At 35.1% G+C, this 18,458-nt stretch carries 17 protein-coding genes, 1 tRNA gene and 1 pseudogene; 14 read left to right on the top strand and 5 right to left on the bottom strand.

Annotated elements, in window-relative coordinates:
• The first annotated feature begins 18 nt into the window (after positions 1-18).
• The 7 genes from DNJ77_RS04330 (at position 19) to DNJ77_RS04300 (ending at position 5,466) form a co-directional block, all read left to right on the top strand.
• A complete protein-coding gene (locus DNJ77_RS04330; protein ID WP_116963775.1) occupies positions 19-477 on the top strand; it encodes a YaiI/YqxD family protein in 459 nt (152 codons plus the stop codon).
• Entirely contained in the window at positions 474-782 is a 309-nt protein-coding gene (locus DNJ77_RS04325) for a cupin domain-containing protein (protein WP_116963774.1), read from the top strand. The genes DNJ77_RS04330 and DNJ77_RS04325 overlap by 4 nt, the downstream gene beginning before the upstream one ends.
• Positions 783-938: 156 nt before the next feature.
• Positions 939-1,014, top strand: a tRNA-Asn gene (locus DNJ77_RS04320).
• A gap of 221 nt (positions 1,015-1,235) precedes the next feature.
• Positions 1,236-2,132 carry a cation diffusion facilitator family transporter gene (locus tag DNJ77_RS04315; RefSeq protein ID WP_116963773.1) on the top strand — a complete coding sequence of 299 codons (897 nt, stop codon included), beginning with the start codon at positions 1,236-1,238 and terminating at the stop codon, positions 2,130-2,132.
• Between the two features lie 266 nt (positions 2,133-2,398).
• The gene (locus tag DNJ77_RS04310) at positions 2,399-3,100 is read left to right on the top strand and encodes a response regulator transcription factor (protein ID WP_116963772.1); all 702 of its coding nucleotides are present in this window, start codon (positions 2,399-2,401) and stop codon (positions 3,098-3,100) included.
• Entirely contained in the window at positions 3,090-4,355 is a 1,266-nt protein-coding gene (locus DNJ77_RS04305; protein ID WP_116963771.1) for a sensor histidine kinase, read from the top strand. Before DNJ77_RS04310 ends, DNJ77_RS04305 begins: the two co-directional genes overlap by 11 nt.
• A complete protein-coding gene (locus DNJ77_RS04300) occupies positions 4,336-5,466 on the top strand; it encodes a hypothetical protein (protein ID WP_116963770.1) in 1,131 nt (376 codons plus the stop codon). Before DNJ77_RS04305 ends, DNJ77_RS04300 begins: the two co-directional genes overlap by 20 nt.
• On the opposite strand, the gene uvrA is transcribed toward DNJ77_RS04300, so the two are convergent.
• The 5 genes and pseudogenes from uvrA to DNJ77_RS04270 all read right to left on the bottom strand — a co-directional run bounded on the left by uvrA (position 5,449) and on the right by DNJ77_RS04270 (position 11,702).
• Complete coding sequence (gene uvrA, locus DNJ77_RS04295; RefSeq protein ID WP_116963769.1) at positions 5,449-8,268, bottom strand: excinuclease ABC subunit UvrA; 2,820 nt, start codon at positions 8,266-8,268, stop codon at positions 5,449-5,451. The genes DNJ77_RS04300 and uvrA overlap by 18 nt on opposite strands.
• A gap of 127 nt (positions 8,269-8,395) precedes the next feature.
• Positions 8,396-9,097 (bottom strand): glutamine amidotransferase-related protein, encoded by a 702-nt coding sequence (locus DNJ77_RS04290; RefSeq protein WP_116963768.1) that lies wholly within the window; start codon positions 9,095-9,097, stop codon positions 8,396-8,398.
• Positions 9,098-9,420: 323 nt separating this feature from the next.
• A pseudogene (locus tag DNJ77_RS10090) lies at positions 9,421-10,233 on the bottom strand (queuosine precursor transporter).
• Between the two features lie 219 nt (positions 10,234-10,452).
• On the bottom strand, positions 10,453-10,974 hold the full coding sequence (locus tag DNJ77_RS04275; protein WP_116963765.1) for a nucleoside deaminase: 522 nt from the start codon (positions 10,972-10,974) through the stop codon (positions 10,453-10,455).
• Positions 10,971-11,702 (bottom strand): helix-turn-helix domain-containing protein, encoded by a 732-nt coding sequence (locus tag DNJ77_RS04270; RefSeq protein ID WP_116963764.1) that lies wholly within the window; start codon positions 11,700-11,702, stop codon positions 10,971-10,973. The genes DNJ77_RS04275 and DNJ77_RS04270 overlap by 4 nt, the downstream gene beginning before the upstream one ends.
• Positions 11,703-11,995: 293 nt before the next feature.
• Here DNJ77_RS04270 and DNJ77_RS04265 point away from each other — a divergent pair, with 293 nt between their 5' ends.
• The 7 genes from DNJ77_RS04265 to DNJ77_RS04235 all read left to right on the top strand — a co-directional run bounded on the left by DNJ77_RS04265 (position 11,996) and on the right by DNJ77_RS04235 (position 18,406).
• Positions 11,996-12,214, top strand: coding sequence for a hypothetical protein (locus DNJ77_RS04265; protein WP_116963763.1), 219 nt, complete (start codon positions 11,996-11,998; stop codon positions 12,212-12,214).
• Positions 12,215-12,317: 103 nt separating this feature from the next.
• On the top strand, positions 12,318-13,358 hold the full coding sequence (locus DNJ77_RS04260; protein ID WP_157966593.1) for a diiron oxygenase: 1,041 nt from the start codon (positions 12,318-12,320) through the stop codon (positions 13,356-13,358).
• Positions 13,359-13,370: 12 nt separating this feature from the next.
• Complete coding sequence (locus DNJ77_RS04255) at positions 13,371-14,174, top strand: arylamine N-acetyltransferase family protein (protein WP_157966592.1); 804 nt, start codon at positions 13,371-13,373, stop codon at positions 14,172-14,174.
• A complete protein-coding gene (locus DNJ77_RS04250) occupies positions 14,171-14,737 on the top strand; it encodes an RBBP9/YdeN family alpha/beta hydrolase (protein ID WP_116963760.1) in 567 nt (188 codons plus the stop codon). The genes DNJ77_RS04255 and DNJ77_RS04250 overlap by 4 nt, the downstream gene beginning before the upstream one ends.
• A gap of 34 nt (positions 14,738-14,771) precedes the next feature.
• Entirely contained in the window at positions 14,772-15,968 is a 1,197-nt protein-coding gene (locus DNJ77_RS04245) for an MFS transporter (protein ID WP_116963759.1), read from the top strand.
• A 4-nt stretch (positions 15,969-15,972) separates the two neighbouring features.
• Positions 15,973-16,686, top strand: a complete 714-nt coding sequence (locus DNJ77_RS04240; RefSeq protein ID WP_116963758.1) for an ATP-grasp domain-containing protein — start codon at positions 15,973-15,975, stop codon at positions 16,684-16,686.
• Positions 16,687-17,251: 565 nt separating this feature from the next.
• Positions 17,252-18,406, top strand: a complete 1,155-nt coding sequence (locus DNJ77_RS04235) for an FAD-dependent oxidoreductase (RefSeq protein WP_116963757.1) — start codon at positions 17,252-17,254, stop codon at positions 18,404-18,406.
• Positions 18,407-18,458: the final 52 nt, after the last annotated feature.

Here is an 18,458-nt window from a genome sequence, read left to right as displayed (position 1 = left end):
GATTTAATTTAACCTTTCATGAACATTTACATTGATGCAGATGCCTGCCCAAAAGCGATAAAAGAAATTCTATATAAAGCCGCACATAAACGCAAAGTCACCTGTATTTTTGTTGCCAATCAACCACTAATACATCAAAGTTCTCCCTTTATTAAATCACGATGTGTAGATAAAGGATTTGACGTTGCTGATAAATATATTAGCAACCATGTTCAACAAAATGACTTAGTTATCACCGCTGACATTCCGCTTGCAAAATCTGTTATTGATAAAGGAGCAATTGTAATTACCCCGCATGGGAAAAAATATACCACCTCTAATATCAGTCAAGCACTATCGATGCGTAACTTCTTCACTGAACTCCGAGATGCAGGTCTTATTGAAACCAAGACCAAAGCGTTTTCACAACACAATAATCACGCTTTTGCAGCTGAATTAGATCGCTATTTAACACAAAAAGGACGATTGCCACAATGAACCTATTTACCATTCCCAAAAGATCAAAGGACGAAATATTTGAAATCATTACCAAAACGCCCAATTTAAAAGTTGAACGCATTGTTTCATATGGTCAAACCACACCTCATAATCAACCTTATCTCCAAAGTAACAATGAATTGGTATTTGTATTGCAAGGTCAAGCACAGATCATAATGCATGATATGACTTATCAATTGAATACAGGAGATTCATTACTTATTCCTCAAAATACTAAACACTGGGTAAGTTATACTTCTAACAATCCACCCGTTATTTGGCTTGCCATTCATTTTGTAGGTTAGTACTTGACTGTTCAATAGGCTAAATTGCTCATATATTAACACGCTTAATCCTTGTATTTACAACATTTGCGCGATTTTTTAAAGAAAGCATTTTTTTGAAAAAAAGCTATTGACTCTAAAACACATCACCTATAGAATTTCCTTCTGTTAAGGCAATCCCCGATAGCTCAGTCGGTAGAGCAAGTGACTGTTAATCACTGGGTCGGCGGTTCAAGTCCGTCTCGGGGAGCCATAAAAATTTCAATTACCGCAAATCATGAAAAATATCGAAGCAAATAACAGCTACAAATTTTCAACGATTGTTTACCTACTTAAACATCCTTAGCGTTTTATTATTCAAGGTGATTTTTATCTCGAGTTGTTGACATGTTCTGTAACCACTCGACTGAAACTTACACTTAACCACTAAAATTGCTCATTATTTAAATTGATAAAACATTTTAGGTAAACAACATGTCTACGTCTTATAACAAACAACAAATTGAAGCAAAAACGCTCCAAGTTAACTTTATCCTATCTATTGGTTATGTACTATTTAGCATTATTATTGTCTATTTTGCACAGTCTTTGACAGTCTTACTCGATGTCGGCTACTCGGTTATCACGCTTTTGATTTATGCCGCCTCGCTCTATATTGTCAAAAAAATTAATCAACCTGCCAATAAACGCTATCCTTATGGCTACTATCGATTGGAGCCAGTCTTTGTTCTATTACAAGCAGGTTTTATTTTAATGGTTGCCTCAAGCGTCATTATTATGGCTATTATCAATCTCTTAACCCATGCTGTTACCCCGAACTACGTATTTGCTTTTGCTTCATCTATTACTGGCACAATTATATGTACGATCATGTACTTTTTCGTACGTAGTTCTGCAAGAAAAACGGGTTCTAAAATTCTTCATGTTGATGCCGAACTATGGAAAGCAGATGCCTTACTTAGTGCATCAGTTGATATTTCATTAGCTTTAGCTATTATACTCATCTTCTTTGGACTAAGTGATATCGCCATTTATATTGATCCCATTATCGCCATTGCAATGGGAGTTATTATTACCATTAAACCCTTTAAACTCATCAAAGAAGCTGGATTGAATCTACTAGATGCTTCGCCTGAACCTGTACTTAAGGCACAAATTATTGAAGTTGTCGAAACTGCTTGTAACTCACAAAACTTCAATATCCACGATATAAAAATCACACAATCTGGACGTTTTTTGTTTGTGGATTTACGTCTTAAAATGCCGCCAACCATTCAAACACAAGAGATACGTCACTTTAAGGCTTTGCTTTTAAAACAATATAAAGAGCAGTTTAGTAGCAATATTGTTTATGTCTATATCTGTATTTGACCTTAGATAACGCTTTCAGCAATAAAGTTCGTTGATTGTGCACCTATAATTTTAACGTGATCCGCTTTTTTGCCTTTGAGAACGTAACAATCACAATAGAAATTAAGGTATGCAAACCCATTTTTAGTCTCCTTTTTATACCGGCTTGCTACAGACAACTTTTGATTAAATGATAATAACGATTTCTCATACCTAATTATGTCTATATTTACATCTAAGAAAAACTCACTACACTTAAGACATAATTACACATTCTACTCTTGATTATGGATAAAATTGCTATTATTGACGATGAAAAAGATATTCGTGAAGGCTTAGCAAGTTATCTTGCTCAAAATCATTTTGAAATAATTACCTTTGAAGATGGTCATGTACTTTTGGATGAGTTTAATAAGCATGATTTCTCCTTAGTGATTCTGGATGTTATGATGCCTAAAATTGATGGTTTGGAACTTTGTCGCGCATTACGCAAAAAGTCTAGCGTCCCTGTTATTTTTCTCTCGGCAGCAGGAGAGGCATTTGATCGTATTTTAGGGTTGGAGGTAGGTGCTGATGACTATATTAGTAAACCGTTTAATCCACGTGAAGTATTGGTTCGCGTCAAAACGGTACTAAGGCGACGTGGAGGATGCACAAGTGGTACCAATCATGGCGCAATTGAAAGCAAAGACTGGAAGATCTCACCCAACAAACGCACCATCACTTATAAGGACGGAGAGGAAGTCAAATTTACACCGGCAGTATACGAGTTGTTTGAGTATCTATATCAGCATCATGGTGAAGTGGTTTCTCGTGAGCAAACCTTCGAGGCTTTATTAAAACGTCCTTTTGAGGAGTTTGACCGTACTATTGATATTCGTATCAGCCGTTTAAGGAAGATGTTAGATGTAGATAAATCCAATTTTAGTTATATTCAAACGGTAAAAGGTTCAGGTTATTTATTTGATGTGAGCTGCCATGAATATTGACCTACGCAAAGTCATTCGCAGCCAGAAAAAAGCATTTCATATTGGACTTACCTGTGCCATGTTTCTTATCAGCATACAGTTTCTTGCTACTTCCTACTATGTATATACTGGTGCACAATACCAGCGGTCAGCAAAAATTAAAAACTATGATCCTACTCAAAGCAATGAAATGTCAACTTTAAGCTTTTTTGACTTATCTAATTTACAAAATATTGACGATGCCCATATTCATGATCGTTTTGCTTTTTACTCTAAGACACCTTCTTGTACAGAGGTTGACATTGCATCACTTTTACTTAAAGTAGAAAAACCCATTCATCGCTGTGAAAGCTATCTTAATGCAAATGGAACTTGGCTTAATATCATTTATTATTCGAAATTCCAGCTCAATACACCAGTTAGTATGGTGTTTGGCATAGTTGTCGTTGTATTGTTTTTATTTATCTTTATATTTTTTATCCAAATTAAATGGAGTATTCCATTTTTTGAGTTCCAACGCTTTGCGCAAGATATGGGCTTAAGGTTACATGCCGCTCCATTGCAAATGAAAAATAATATTTTCACTCAAGAAGTAGCAGATACATTTAACTTTATGCAAAATCGTATCAACCATGTACTGACCTATCAAAACAAACTGTTAGCAATGACCTGTCATGATATTCGTACACCTTTAACACGCATTCAAGCTAGACGACTGCAAGAGCACAATGAGCTTTCCACAAAAGATCAAAAAGATATTCAAGAAATTAATAATATGTTGGATGATCTTGTTTTATTCTCTAAAGAAAATTGGCTTTCTGGGATTCAGTTTGAATTAACGAATATTTGTGATTTTTTTGATGAACTTGTTTGTGAATACCTTGATAGCCAAAAAAACGTACGTTTGATTAATAAAACAAATGATGATATTGAGCTTGAGCTAAAAAAACCCGCATTCAAACGCGCGATTAACAACATTGTGAACAATGGTTTAAAACATGGAAGTGAAGTCATAATTACTTTACAGCTACAATCCTTATCCAATCTAATAAATCAAAAAAAAACATTGCTTATCATTGATATATTGGACAATGGGCCAGGCATTCCAGAAACTGAAATTAAAAAGGTTTTTGCTCCTTTTTATACAGGCTCCTCAGCTAAAAAAGGAAATGGACTTGGTCTTGCTATTACAAAGGAGATCATTGATATTCATCAAGGGAAAATTGAAATAACTAATGCGTCACACGGGGGATTAAATGTCCGCATCATTCTCTAAATATTTGTGGTTAAACTTGATTTTACTGATGACTTGTTTGGCAAGCTTGGTTATTGCCTTCATACTTTATTCATCTTACATTATTCAAAACATTGCTTTACATGATGTGTATTACAATTTAAGCCTCTATATTTCTACTTATCATTTTTTACTGATTAGTTTGTTTTCGGTGGGTTTTTTCCTATTGCCTTTTTTAAATATTTTTTCACGAACATTTAATCATAAGCGTTTGGTTTTTATCTGTATTGTATTGCAGTTTGCATCGATTGTGGTGTTATATTTCAAGTTTAACTTTATTAGCCTCACTGCTTCTATCATTGCTATGTCATTAACTAATATTATTTTTATTATTATCTCCCTTAATCTTTGGAGTTTAGCACCACACAGGTATCGTTTTTTAGTGATTACAACAACATACGCACTCAATACCACATTACTTACCTCATTTTTAAAATGGACATATAACAATCACTATTATACTATTGAGCAATATTTTCTTTTATTGTGCTTAGGTTTTATCACATTAGCTGCTGTGCTACTTTTCTTAAGCAAAATGCAAGCACAAAAACGAAGTTCGTTTCACAGTTTTACTGATCATCTTTTTATTAATGTTTTTCACCTCATGCGCCATGCTAAAATGCTTTTAGTGTTGATTATTATTAGTATAACAATCACGCTTACTTCAATACTACTTGATAAGATCAAACTTTTATATTTCTTAAATCATATTGAATATTTCAACTTCATGTTATTGATTAAGATTACACCGATTAATTTAGTCTTAACAATTGCGATATGTTATATCGCAAGAAGTAAAAACACTAAAATCCAGATATCTATTGTGTTACTTATTTTTCTTTTTTTAAGCTCTACTTGCCTTTTAATTATTCACCACGACTCAACAGGCATTGAAATAAATTTCACTTACCAAGTATTATTAATAATAGATCGCACAGTAACCTTCGTAACATATTCATTTATTTTAGGTGCTTGTATTGACCACTTACTATGTAAGTTTAAAAAAAGTCAGGTTTTTGTTTCTAGTGTGTTTTACATTTCGACAGGTATTTCTGTATGGATCATTCTCCAGGCTCTAAATGCGATTTTTTAAAAACTTACCCGTATATGAGTTTTCTATTTTAGTAACTTCTTTTGGTGGACCTTCGGCAATAATTTGACCTCCACCGTCACCCCCTTCTGGCCCTAAATCAATAATCCAATCTGCTACTTTAATAACATCCAAATTATGTTCAATAATCACAATCGTATTACCTTGCTCTTTTAAACGCATGATCACTGTTAAGAGTTGCTGAATATCATGAAAATGTAGCCCTGTTGTGGGTTCATCTAATATATATAAGGTTTGTCCTGTTGCTGTTTTTGATAACTCTTTTGCAAGTTTCACTCGCTGTGCTTCACCACCTGAAAGTGTTGTTGCATTTTGACCAAGCGTAACATAGGACAAACCAACATCCATCAGTGTTTGCAATCTACGTTTAATCTGTGGCACGGCACTAAAAAACTCCAATGCCTCTTCAATACTCATATTCAGCACTTCACTAATATTTTTGCCCTTATATTGAATCTCTAATGTTTCACGATTATAACGTTTTCCTTGACATACATCACACGGCACATAAACATCAGGTAAAAAGTGCATTTCAACCTTAATTACACCGTCACCCTGACAAGCTTCACAGCGTCCACCTCTAACATTAAAGCTAAAGCGTCCCACCTGATAACCACGTGAGCGTGATTCAGTAGTCGCAGTAAAGAGCTCACGTATTGGAGTAAATACACCAGTGTAAGTTGCAGGATTTGAACGTGGGGTGCGACCAATTGGACTTTGGTCAATATCAATCACCTTATCCAACTGATTAAAGCCTTTGTGACTATCATAGCTCTGAGGGGTAATTGTGTTATTACGATTTAACAACTTTGCAGCTAATGGATAAAGTGTGCGGTTAATCAAAGTTGACTTCCCCGAGCCTGACACTCCAGTTACACACGTTAACAGCCCAATAGGAATCTTTAAATGCACGTTTTGCAAATTGTTTCCTCTGGCACCTATGATTTCAATGTAATGATTTTTTTTAGGCTTAAGTGGCTGACTATTGGACATAATTTTTTTACGCCCAGATAAATAATCTCCCGTTAAAGAGGCTTTATTATTCACAATATCAGTAAGTCTACCTTCAGCAACGATCTGACCACCATGAATGCCTGCACCAGGTCCTATATCAATAATATGATCAGCTTGCTTAATTGCATCCTCATCATGCTCCACAACAATTACGGTATTGCCTAAATCACGCAGGTGATGGAGCGTATCCAAAAGCTTTTGGTTATCACGCTGATGTAGCCCAATTGAAGGCTCATCAAGAATATACATCACTCCAACTAAACCTGCACCAATCTGACTTGCCAATCGAATACGCTGTGCCTCCCCTCCCGATAAAGTGTCCGCTTGACGAGATAAACTTAAATAATCCAAACCGACATTAGCTAAAAAACCTAAGCGTGCCAATATCTCTTTTAATAGACGCTCTGCAATGAGTTGCTTTTGTCCAGACAACTCAAGGTTATTTAACCATCTTACTCCATCTTTTATTGAAAGTGCGGTTAAATCCGCTATGTTTTTATTGTTGATAAATACATTTCTGGCACCTTCATTAAGGCGTGTTTCATGACAGGAAGGACAAGCTAAATTACTCATAAGTTTACTTAACTCTTCACGGATCATACTTGAATCGGTTTCTTTATAACGACGTTCAAAGTGGGCTAAAACACCTTCAAATGGTTTTTGTGCATGGTATTCTCGCCCACCTGTACTTTTAAAATAAATATCGATACTCGTTTTACCCGAGCCATGCAATATCAGTGCTTTTTGTTCTGCTGTAAACTGCTGATAAGGAGTATCCATCGAAAACCCAAAATGCTCAGCTAGAGACTTTAATTGAGCGAAATAGTAACCATTCCGCTTATCCCAACCGTAAATTGCACCATTGCTCAAACTAAGAGAATCGTCAACAATAATTTTCTCGACATCAAAATAGGCCTTTGTCCCCAAACCATCACAGTCTGGGCAGGCACCTATAGGGCTATTAAATGAAAAAATGCGAGGAGCCAACTCTTTTAAGGAATAATTACAATATGGACATGCATGTTTAGAAGAAAAAATGACATCTTGTTGCTTACCCTCTAAAAAAACAAGCTTAGCAATGCCCCCAGATAAATCTAAAGCCGTTTCAAATGACTCTGCTAAGCGCTGCTGATGTTTAGCTTGTGGTTTAAATCGATCGATCACAACTTCAATCGTATGCTTTTTATAACGATCAAGTTGAGGTGGATCACTTAGTTCATAGACTTCACCATTGATTCTGGCACGCAAATAACCTTCAGCATAAAGCTTTTCCATTAATTGAATGTGTTCTCCCTTTTTATCCACAATAACAGGTGAAACAATCATAAGCTTAGTTTCATCATCTAATGCTAAAGTATGATCCACCATCTGGCTAATCGTTTGTGCCTTTAGTTCAACCTTATGATTGGGACATCTTGGCTCACCAATACGTGCAAACAAAACTCTTAAATAATCATAAATTTCCGTTACCGTTCCAACAGTTGAACGCGGATTATGTGAAGTTGTTTTCTGCTCTATTGAAATTGCAGGTGATAAACCTTCTATATGCTCAATTTCAGGCTTATCCATTAAAGATAGAAATTGTCTGGCATAACTTGAAAGAGACTCAACATAACGGCGCTGCCCCTCAGCATATAAAGTATCAAACGCCAAAGAAGACTTTCCCGAGCCGCTTAGACCTGTAATCACTGTTAATTTATCACGTGGAATTTCTAAATCTATATTTTTAAGGTTATGCGTTTTTGCACCTTTAATAATAATTCTGTCCATTGATGGATTCACAAAACGATAGCGTGAAATGATTGTAACATATTATCTTGGCTAATACATTTTTAGATGGGACAGCCGTGTTTCCTATATGGGTTCAACCCGTTTTTTTGGTGATTAACTTTATTTCTCAGTGCACGGTCCTTAGTCCCAGGTTGATGTTATCTAAATACTGTGCCCAAAGTTTACTTGATAGACTCTGATACCAATCGGAATACAACATATTATCAGTCCGCATTTTAAATACATCTATTTTGTTTGTGTTTAACTCACAGGCATGACCTATTAGCCATTTCTCTATCTCATTACCACCTTGGTACTCTGGGTGAAATTGTAACCCTAATATATTTTTCCCTATAATAAAAGCCTGAATATATAATTTAGACTTAGCAATGACTTCCATTTTATCATTAGCATCGAAAGTATCTCCGTGCCAATGAAACGCCATTTCATTGTTAAAATGTGAGAGAATAGTATTCTCATTGGAATATATCTCATGCCATCCTATTTCCTTTACATCGCCAGAGTAAATTTTTGACCCAGTAACTTCAGCTAGTAGTTGGGCGCCAAGACAAATCCCTATTGTTGGTAAATCGTTAAGCACTCTTTGTTTGAGTATCTGCTTTTCTTCCATGAGGTAAGGATATATTTTGTCATCATTAACTGATACTGGAGCACCTAGAATGATTAATAGATCACAGTCTGAAACATTAGATAAATCATCTGTTGGCGCGTAATAATTAAATATAGTGAAACCACGTTGCAGTAATGCGATTTCAATATTACCTATCCCTTCGAATAAGATATGCTGGATAACATTTGCTTTTTTCATAATAGTATTCCTAAACAAGTAACTCTTCTTTTAAATCATAATTTGGGTTTAAACTAAGGCATAAGTTTTCTATGTTTGAGTAATCTATATTGCCATAAATAATGCCTCGACAATCATTAATCATTTCCTTGCAACTAGGAACACCTAGTTGATTTAAATAGAACACACCAATTTAACTAATTTTTTTTGCCATACCTCACTGTACTTTCCTTCATCAAGGATCATATGTTTCTCTTCCAGAATGTCTTATAACTTGGGTCCTCCTGTGCCAGTTCTTAGATAAATTTTTGTTAAAGTTAATAGAGTTATCCATATTTGTTTTATTATGCTTGATTATATTTGTTGTTATATTTTTTGTATGATATAGATAACCTGAAAGGAGTATATATGGCATTGTAATCATACATGTCTATTCGCTCATATTTTTTCACAAATACACATAACTTTATGATGACGGGTAACATTAGAAATTCTGCAATAATAGTTCCAATATATATTTTCATTGATAGAGACAATACTTCAAACGACGATGAGATACCATAAAAAGCTAAATATGCAAATGCGAAACTGCCTATAAGAACAGAAGTTAAATAAGAAACGAGTATTCTTTTGTGGATCTTGTCACCATTATCAAATATCTTTATTTTTGAAATAATATATGAATTAACAAATTCACCCAAAGCAAAAGCAATAAGTGAGGATATTATTATTCTAGGGGTTGAGGATAACACCGAAGAGAAAGCTTAATTAGATTGATCGGCACTCATCTCACTGTAGTGCCAAAATGTGGCTGGATCGGCAACTATCGTTGGGTAACTAGCAGCAACAAAAACAATATTGATAATTATAGCAGCCCATATAGCCTGTCTAGAGTATTCGTATCCATATACTTCTGTTATGAGGGCACTTGTGGCGTAGGTAAAAAAATACAACAAATACCCGCCAGTGAACGTGCAACCGTAAAACGATATGAGTTTACTTGATAATATGTTGCTTATCAGTACTAGTGACGCAAAAATAGCTGTGAGAATAGAAAACAACTTCATTGGTCTTGCTAATGATAAATGAACACTCGCGTCATTATTCTTAGCCGCAGTTGTCGCTATTTGGGCAATATCTTCTTTCCTGTAGTTCATTAGGATTTCTTTGTCATGGTCAACCAATTCTTTACATGACTTTGTTATTGTTAATCTTGGATTTTGAGTTAATTTACCTATGGCAACGAACTCACCTTTATGTTTACCAAACATTGCTTTTTTAATCGTCATAAGTTCGAGTATATCATCGGGGGAACTTTTCTCGTTTTTGCAAGAATTATTGGTAATTATACCATTGTATGGGAATTTCAACATTTATTATACTCTCTCTTCCTCTCGTATGATTTTAGACTGACCTCTACCTTCCTTTAGTCTGTCATCAAGTACTTTTCTATATTTTGAATCGTATTCAGTGAACATCTCGTTACATTGATCTTCGCATATAGGTTCAGATAATTGTGGTGGATTTGGTACAAGTTTTATAATATCGGGGCATGTTGTGCTGGCTTCAATCCCCCACAATTTTGTCATAAATGAAACTGGTGTCCCATAAACAATTTCTCTGATACCTGACCAACATATTGCTGAAGAACACATTATACATGGTTCGCCAGTTGTATATATAGTTAGTTTTGACCAATCAATATTTGGATACTGCGATGCACAATTATTAATAGCCATAATCTCAGCATGGAATGTTGGAGAGGATTTTGGTTGTCCAAGTCCATAGGCTATAATTTCCCCATCCTCATCAACAATACATGCTCCATAAGGGACTTGTTCGCTGTGCAGCTTGGTATAAGCTATGAGTTTATTCATAATTAGCTTTTTATTATTCATGATTTTCTTAGTCCAAGTTGTTTGAAAATGTTGAAAGTTGGTAGTTTTTTAGTAACTTTCTCGCTCAATTTCATTAGCTCTTTGGCATTTTCTTTTTGAAAACGCGTTTCACAAATAACACCTAGAATCTGATATTTATCACTAACATATGGCTCGGATGTGTTATTGTTCGAAGTGATTGACCTTAGGTAAATACTACCTTCAATAATCTCAACCTGCTTAATTCCCACATATGAAAAGTCTTTTAGTCCAGTGACAACATAATCAGAGTCTTCAATAGCTGAGCATGGATTAACAATAATGATTGATCCAACCCTATATAGTATTCCATATGACTTATCTGGGATAATTATAGCAAATAACTCTGATGATAAGTCGCCTTCAACTGCGATATATTTTACTGGAGTCGCCTCTATTTCAGATTTATGGAGCATGCCAAGAAAATCGCTCCATGTATATAGAGGAACTTTTCTGTGAACCACATTTTCTTGATATGTTAACCCCACTATTCGGTCTCTTGATAAAGGTGTTTTCCCAGATAGTTCATCTATGGAAACGTTAAAAAACTCAGCTATTGGAATCAGAGTTGAGAGCGTTGGATTCGGGTTGTCAGAAGTACACAACCTGTGCACTGTTGTAACAGGCAACCCAGTATTTCTCGCCAGCTTTGTGACATCCATATTATTTTCACTCATCAATTGCTTCAGAACATTATTAATTGTAGCCATTATCTTTCAGAACTTCAGTTCCATCAGGTTATCTATTTTACTAGATATAGCAGAATATTTGAAACAAATACTATTTCGACCAATATCCGATATATTATAAATATCGTCATTCCAATAAATATCGACATTATCCAACTTATACTCCAAAAAGGTTACCATGAGATATATAGGATCGGTTATATACCGGAATGACTATAAATCAAAGAAAAATCATAAAAAATGCATATTTAAGCATTTACATACCATATAATGTGTTGTATTATTCCGAAAATGGAAACATGGAATGATTCGCAATGCCCAATAAAGAGATGTTCAGAGTCCGCATGAAGCATATGACAACGACGATTATTGTCATATTGGTAACTTATTCATGTGCGCAAATAAAAACGCTTACCCCACATAAATTACCAAATGTCATTAACTTTTTAATGAAAGATAGATACCATATATGGTTAAAAATGTTGTATTCAGGAGATATTATAAAACCATATATAATTGCACAAGGGATTTAGATGCTTCATTGAAGAGTAAAAATAGCAGGCTGTAATAACAATTCCATGAGGTAAACATATGTCGAACAATAGTTCTGAAAACTCTCCAAGAATACTCACAAGCATGGCAAATACTGGGATAGAGGGTGATGAAGCACTCCTCTTAAACCCAGAAAACAAAAGGGATATAGAAGAAATGGGGAGTTCTCAGAATAATCGTAATTCACCAACAGCAAATATCATTGAAAAGACGTTATATATGCTTTCAAAGCATTGGGAAAAACGAGCTGTAGTTAAAAATGACAAGAGCAATGATGCTTACCAAGCATGTTTCGATAATGGAAAAGAGGATTACAATGAAACACTGCTACCTTTCTATCACCACCCACATTGGCAGAGCGCATCTAAGGAATTTAAGTCACATGTCCTATCATGGGCATGGATTATTTATAATCAAAAAACAATACATATAGAAGTAGAAATCATCAATCCGGTATTAGAAGCAATAATACTAGAAAAAATCCCTGGGGCAACAGACTACCTGTCAAAGAAGATTGCTTCTGAAACCTATGTTGATGAGACTTATCACACACTCATGGCGGTTAATGCCTGCAACATAGTCTCTGTTGAAAGAAATTTGGGAAAAATTGTTCTGCCAGAATACGATTTAATTTTTTCACAGAAAAAAGTTATAAACGAACAAAATGATCAACAAAAAAACATGCTTCTCAGATTGGCAACTGCAAGTGTTTCAGAAACATTAATAAGTTCGTACCTTGATGTCTTATCAAAAGATATGAGCATAAATAGTTTCTGCAGAATGACCATAGACGCACACCGCAAAGATGAGCTTGCTCACGCGAATTTATTCACGGGAATCATGAAAAAAATATTCCCAAACTTGAGTAAAGAGCAACAAGAATATTACTTAAGCATGCTACCTTGTGCGATCAGATGGTTTGCCTCCAAAGAGTTGCGATTGTGGGGATTCGTCCTGAATGAAATTAATTTTCCAAACCACAGGGAAATGCTTAGTGAAATTAGCGAACTAGAAACAAAGCAGATTGACACTATTGACTATAGTGGACCTGTCAAGCTTGCTGAGGGATTGGGCTGCGATATCGCGTCCTATTTTCATAAGAATGATCTGGAAATAATACATTAGTTGGAGATGGTTGTGATTTTTAACATAAAGCAGTATTTAGAAAGAATAAATATTAATCAGCCAATTGAAGCCAATAAAGAAGGGCTATTTATGCTGCATAAAGCACACATTTATAATGTGCCATTCGAAAATTTTGAAATGCAATTTAATCAAAAATTTGGCTTAAATCACGACTTCATTAGTGACAGAATAATAAGGCAAAAGAAAGGCGGACTTTGCTTTGAAACTTGTATGCTTATGGCAAATGCATTTGATGAAATTGGTTTTAAATACAGGAAATATCTGGCAAGAGTCCATACGCCAGTTTTAACTCCTGCTACGCATCAAATTTTCATTGTTGAACTGGAAGGTCAAAACTGGTTATTTGATATTGGCTTCGGTGCCAAGGGTCCAAGAATGCCGATCTTACTAAAACATGGTACAGTCGCGGAGTATTCATTTCATTCAACTAAAATCCAAAAAAATAATATTTATGGATGGATTGTATCTATAAAAGAAAACATCAAACCTGACGCTGATTGGGAGGTGATCTACAGTTTTTATGATCACTTAGCAACATCAGAAGATATTGAAATGGCATACCATTACACAATGACATCAAATAAGAGTCTATTGAAAACAAATCGAGTAGCAAGCTTACCAACAAAAAATGGCAGAATAAGCATTCGTAATAAAACATATACTGAAGTAAAAGACACCCTTATTAGTACACAAGATATAGATAGTGAAGAAGATATCTTTTGCTTAATTAAAAACAAATTTGGTATAAATTTAACAATAAACCAATTAGAAACAATGAGGAGTAACGCATTATGACAACAACGATCATCATTGTTCCAGGATATACGAATTCAGGACCTGAGCATTGGCAATCGATCATAGAGAAAAAATACAAAAACGTAGTCCGCATCGAGCAAGAAAACTGGGAAAGTCCAGTGCGCGATAAATGGATTGATGGTCTACAAAAAACGATTGAATCAGTCTCCAGTGAGATGTTTCTTGTTGGTCATAGTTGTGGCGCGATCACTATTGCTCAATGGGCAGCGAAGTATACCAATTCACGGGTGACTGGGGCACTACTGGTTGCTCCAGCTGACGTTGAATCAAGTCATGCTCCAAATGAAATTAAAATTCAAGGACCAATTCCCTTGAAGAAGTTATCATTCAATTCGACTGTTGTTTATAGCAATAATGATGAATATCTGTCTGTAGATAGAGCCTTGGTTTTTTCAAAGGCATGGGGTTCTGATTCTGTGATGATTGAAAATGCAGGGCACATTAATACTGCAGCAGGATATGGAGAATGGCTGATGGGAGAGCAGCTGATTGTCACACTCTCAGGTAACAATCTTGAGGCAAAAAATGGATACAAAATCTGACACTTATAAATGTAAATAATTAGGAATTGCTGCGATGGTTAAATTATTTTTTACCTTTGATAGACCGGTACAATTGTTTTTGCTAGCAACAGGGGTTATGGGATTCAGTAATGGTCTGTTTGATGCAGTTTATAATTTCTATTTAGAGGCAAACAACATTGACAAAGTAGGTACTGGACAAATTTACGCTTTTTCTATGTTTATGATGTCTGCGGCGGTAGTCCCTCTAATGATCGCGAGTAGAAAGATTTCAGTAAAAAAATTATTATTGATATCGTCAATTGTATATGCCATTTCATTTCTGGCTTTGCCATTTTGTACCACTGTTAATTCAAACTCTATAGCCCTAGGATTGATATTATCAGGAATGATAGCAGTCTTATCAACGGGTAATTCATTGTTTGGCGCACATGCAGGTGATAATAAAACAAAAATGTTCAGCTACTTTTTTGTTTTTTACCTGGGCGCTGCAATGCTAGCCTCATTTATTGTTGTAATAGTAACTAAATACTCTCCATTTGAACCACAGTATAACTACTGCGGTGTTTTATTGGTGGCATCTCTATCTGCGCTGCTTATGGTGTTTGTTCGCTTTCATTCTGTTAATGGTGTTAGAGAATTAGAAGATAAAACGGCATTTGGCAATACTCCGAATGCTTTGGAATGGCGTAATTTATTAATGCTATTTATCGCAGCGTTTTTATTGGGTGGATCTATTACTTTGGTTTTTAGATTTGCCAATATTTTATTCAACCAGGCATATTCGTTAGATGTGACCGAGGCTTCTGCAGTGCTTGGTTTAGATAAAATAGTTAGTATATTCGGTGCTTTGTGTGCACCTGTTCTCGTCAAAAAATACAACCTTAAAAGAATATTGTTGCTAATTGGGGTGATAACCTTTTCAGTGTTACTTTTACAGTCATTATTATTACCATTTGCTGTGTTCATCTCTCTTTATTTTGGGCGTTTGATACTTAATTACGCATTGATGCCATTGCTCGACACATTAACAATCTCTGGCTTTGATAATAATCGTATATTAATCTCTTCCAGTATTAGGCAATTGTCATTCTATCTTGGTGGGGCTTTTGCTGCGATGATTTACGGTGAGTTATTTCAAAACCAAGATTGGGCAAAAGCGCTAATCTATTCTGCAATTATGGCATTGTGTGGTGCGATAGCATTGTATTTTGTCAAAGAGAAAGAACAAACAAATCAAGTTGAGAGGTAATGCCATGTCTTCTATCAGACCAACAGTACTCATAGTAGACCCATTTTCAAGTGGGGCACAATTTTCCGAAAGAATCAAACAGAAATATGGCTACAATTGTTTGGCGTTAATCACAAATACAAAATTACCACAGCTTCTTTTATCAGGTCTTAGGAAGACTGATTTTACAGAGATTTTTACGCTAAATGACTCTATTGATGAAATGATAATTGAAATTGAACGTGTGCTTGGAGGTCCGCCAGAATACATTGTCTGTGGCTCAGAGCCTGGTGTACTTGTATTTGACGTATTATCCAATTGCTGGAATCTGTCACCTAATGATGTGAAAAAGAGTCGTGCAAGAAGAGATAAATATCTGATGATGGAACAGCTACGGAATGACGGTATTTGCCATATTCCATCTTTTAAATCATCATCTATTGATCAAATACTTGAGTGGATAAAAACTCAAAAGTTAACAGACATTGTTGTCAAACCAATAATGTCATTTGGCACGGAAGGTGTTCATTTTTGTCATAATGAAAATGAAATTAGAACTGCCTGTGAGAACTTATTAGGTAAAGTTGATTATTCTGGCAACATAAATCAAGAAGTTTTGGTTCAAAAGCTTATTTATGGTGACGAATATGTAGTCGATGTAGTGAGTAGCAATGGTCTGCATCATGTGGTCAATATGTTTAAATATACAAAACAGGCAACCTCATCTAAGTCAAGATGAATGTCAGATTATATCTAGACTAATACATATTAGATATTCTGTAAATGGTTATGATCTTGCTACTCGTTTTGCTTAGACTGCGTTCGCAAATTATATATCCTTGCTCATGTAAAGTACTCAGTGCAACATCTCTATCAGAGAGTTTCACTCTATGAAAACTTCTTCTTAATTCACTCAATGACATTGTTCGCTTTTTAAATAAAGCGATTAGAATTCTGTGTTCCAAGTTCATAATATACGATCCAAAAAAATCCAGATAACAATATAATAACAACAAAATACCACCGTAAAGATATAATTTTTTTCACTGATGATTAAGTAAATTCTTTGCAATAAAATTTCTAACAAATAGTACTCATCTTTGTCGCTTGATTATAATTAAGATTGTTGTTAACTAAGCGATTATCCAATATGGGAGAAAGCGCTACTCAAACGATATATTAAGATAGGAGTTATAACTACAGGAGAGAGAATTGATGTATTATGTGATTGCGACCTAAATCTAAGTGTTACAATTTAAAACAGACAAATAGTAAACCTTTGATCAAGTTTATGGAGGACTGTTATGATGAGAATGGCAATTATTGGTGCTGGAATATATGGCTGTCATTTAGCGCTTTCCTTAAGGGCGAAAGGATTTTCAATAGATTTATATGACATGGCGGATGATATTTTTTCTGGAGCATCCACACATAATTCTTACCGAATTCATAAAGGATATCACTACCCTCGCTCAGGAGTTACGAGAGAAATGTGCAAGATTGATGAAGCAAGATTCATCGCTCATTATCCAAATTTAGTTAGTTATGCTTCACACAACTCAAAAATATTTTGTGTGGCAAATGATGATAAAACCCTAATTGATTATAAAACTATGAAAACAATTATGAAGGGTACCGGATTGGAAATTGAAGAACTCACATTCTCTCAGCTAACTGAACTAGGTTTTGCCAACGTTGAAGGTGGTTTCCGAGTGCATGAGGCTATATTGTTGGTTGATAAAGCAAAAGCTTGGTTTAAAAGAGCACTGAATGAAAGTAACGTTCGACTGAAATTAAATAGACGCGTCAACGATTTGAAAGTGTTGGATGATGAATTAATTCAGGTAGATAATACACCCTATGACTTTGTTATTAACTGTACGTATAATCAAGCATTTCAGTACATTTCTGGCAAACACCAGCACTATTTTGATTTATGTTTTTCACTGCTGGTGGCAACTAAGCAATTAAAAACTGAACGTACATACGAAAGCTTTGGAATATTTGATGGTACATATCCAAGCTTAGAGCCATATGGTTATGCAGATATTCCACTTCAGTATAGAAAATATCGAGATCATCAGCTCTTTCAGATATTCCATGTTCAATATACCAGTTATCAACAGTTTAATGATATCGATGAAGCTCGAAAAGCTTTGCACAAAGGATTGCCATTAAAACAGCTCAGAGAAGTTACAGATAATATCATTGAGGACATAGCCAAATTCTATCCGCACTTTTTGGATGAGTTTGAAGTAATCGACCATATTTTGGCACTGAAAACAAAAGTAAGAGACCTTAGTGACACTCGTCCATTATTGGTGTTTTGTGATAAGTCACGTCATAACAGGTTTATTCATGTTTTCTCATCAAAGTTAACTTCTATTTTCACGGCTGAAGAGCGTGTGTTATCACTTCTAGAGGGGGGGATCAAAAATACCCAATACTGCGTAGCATAGATATAGCTGTAGTGAAGAATTCAAATAATTCAGATAGTAGGAGAGGAGAAAA

The organism is Fastidiosibacter lacustris (genome assembly GCF_003428155.1).
Classification (GTDB): domain Bacteria; phylum Pseudomonadota; class Gammaproteobacteria; order Francisellales; family Francisellaceae; genus Caedibacter; species Caedibacter lacustris.
Note: the sequence above shows the minus strand (reverse complement) of the source record. Positions and strands in the feature narration are given on the sequence as shown.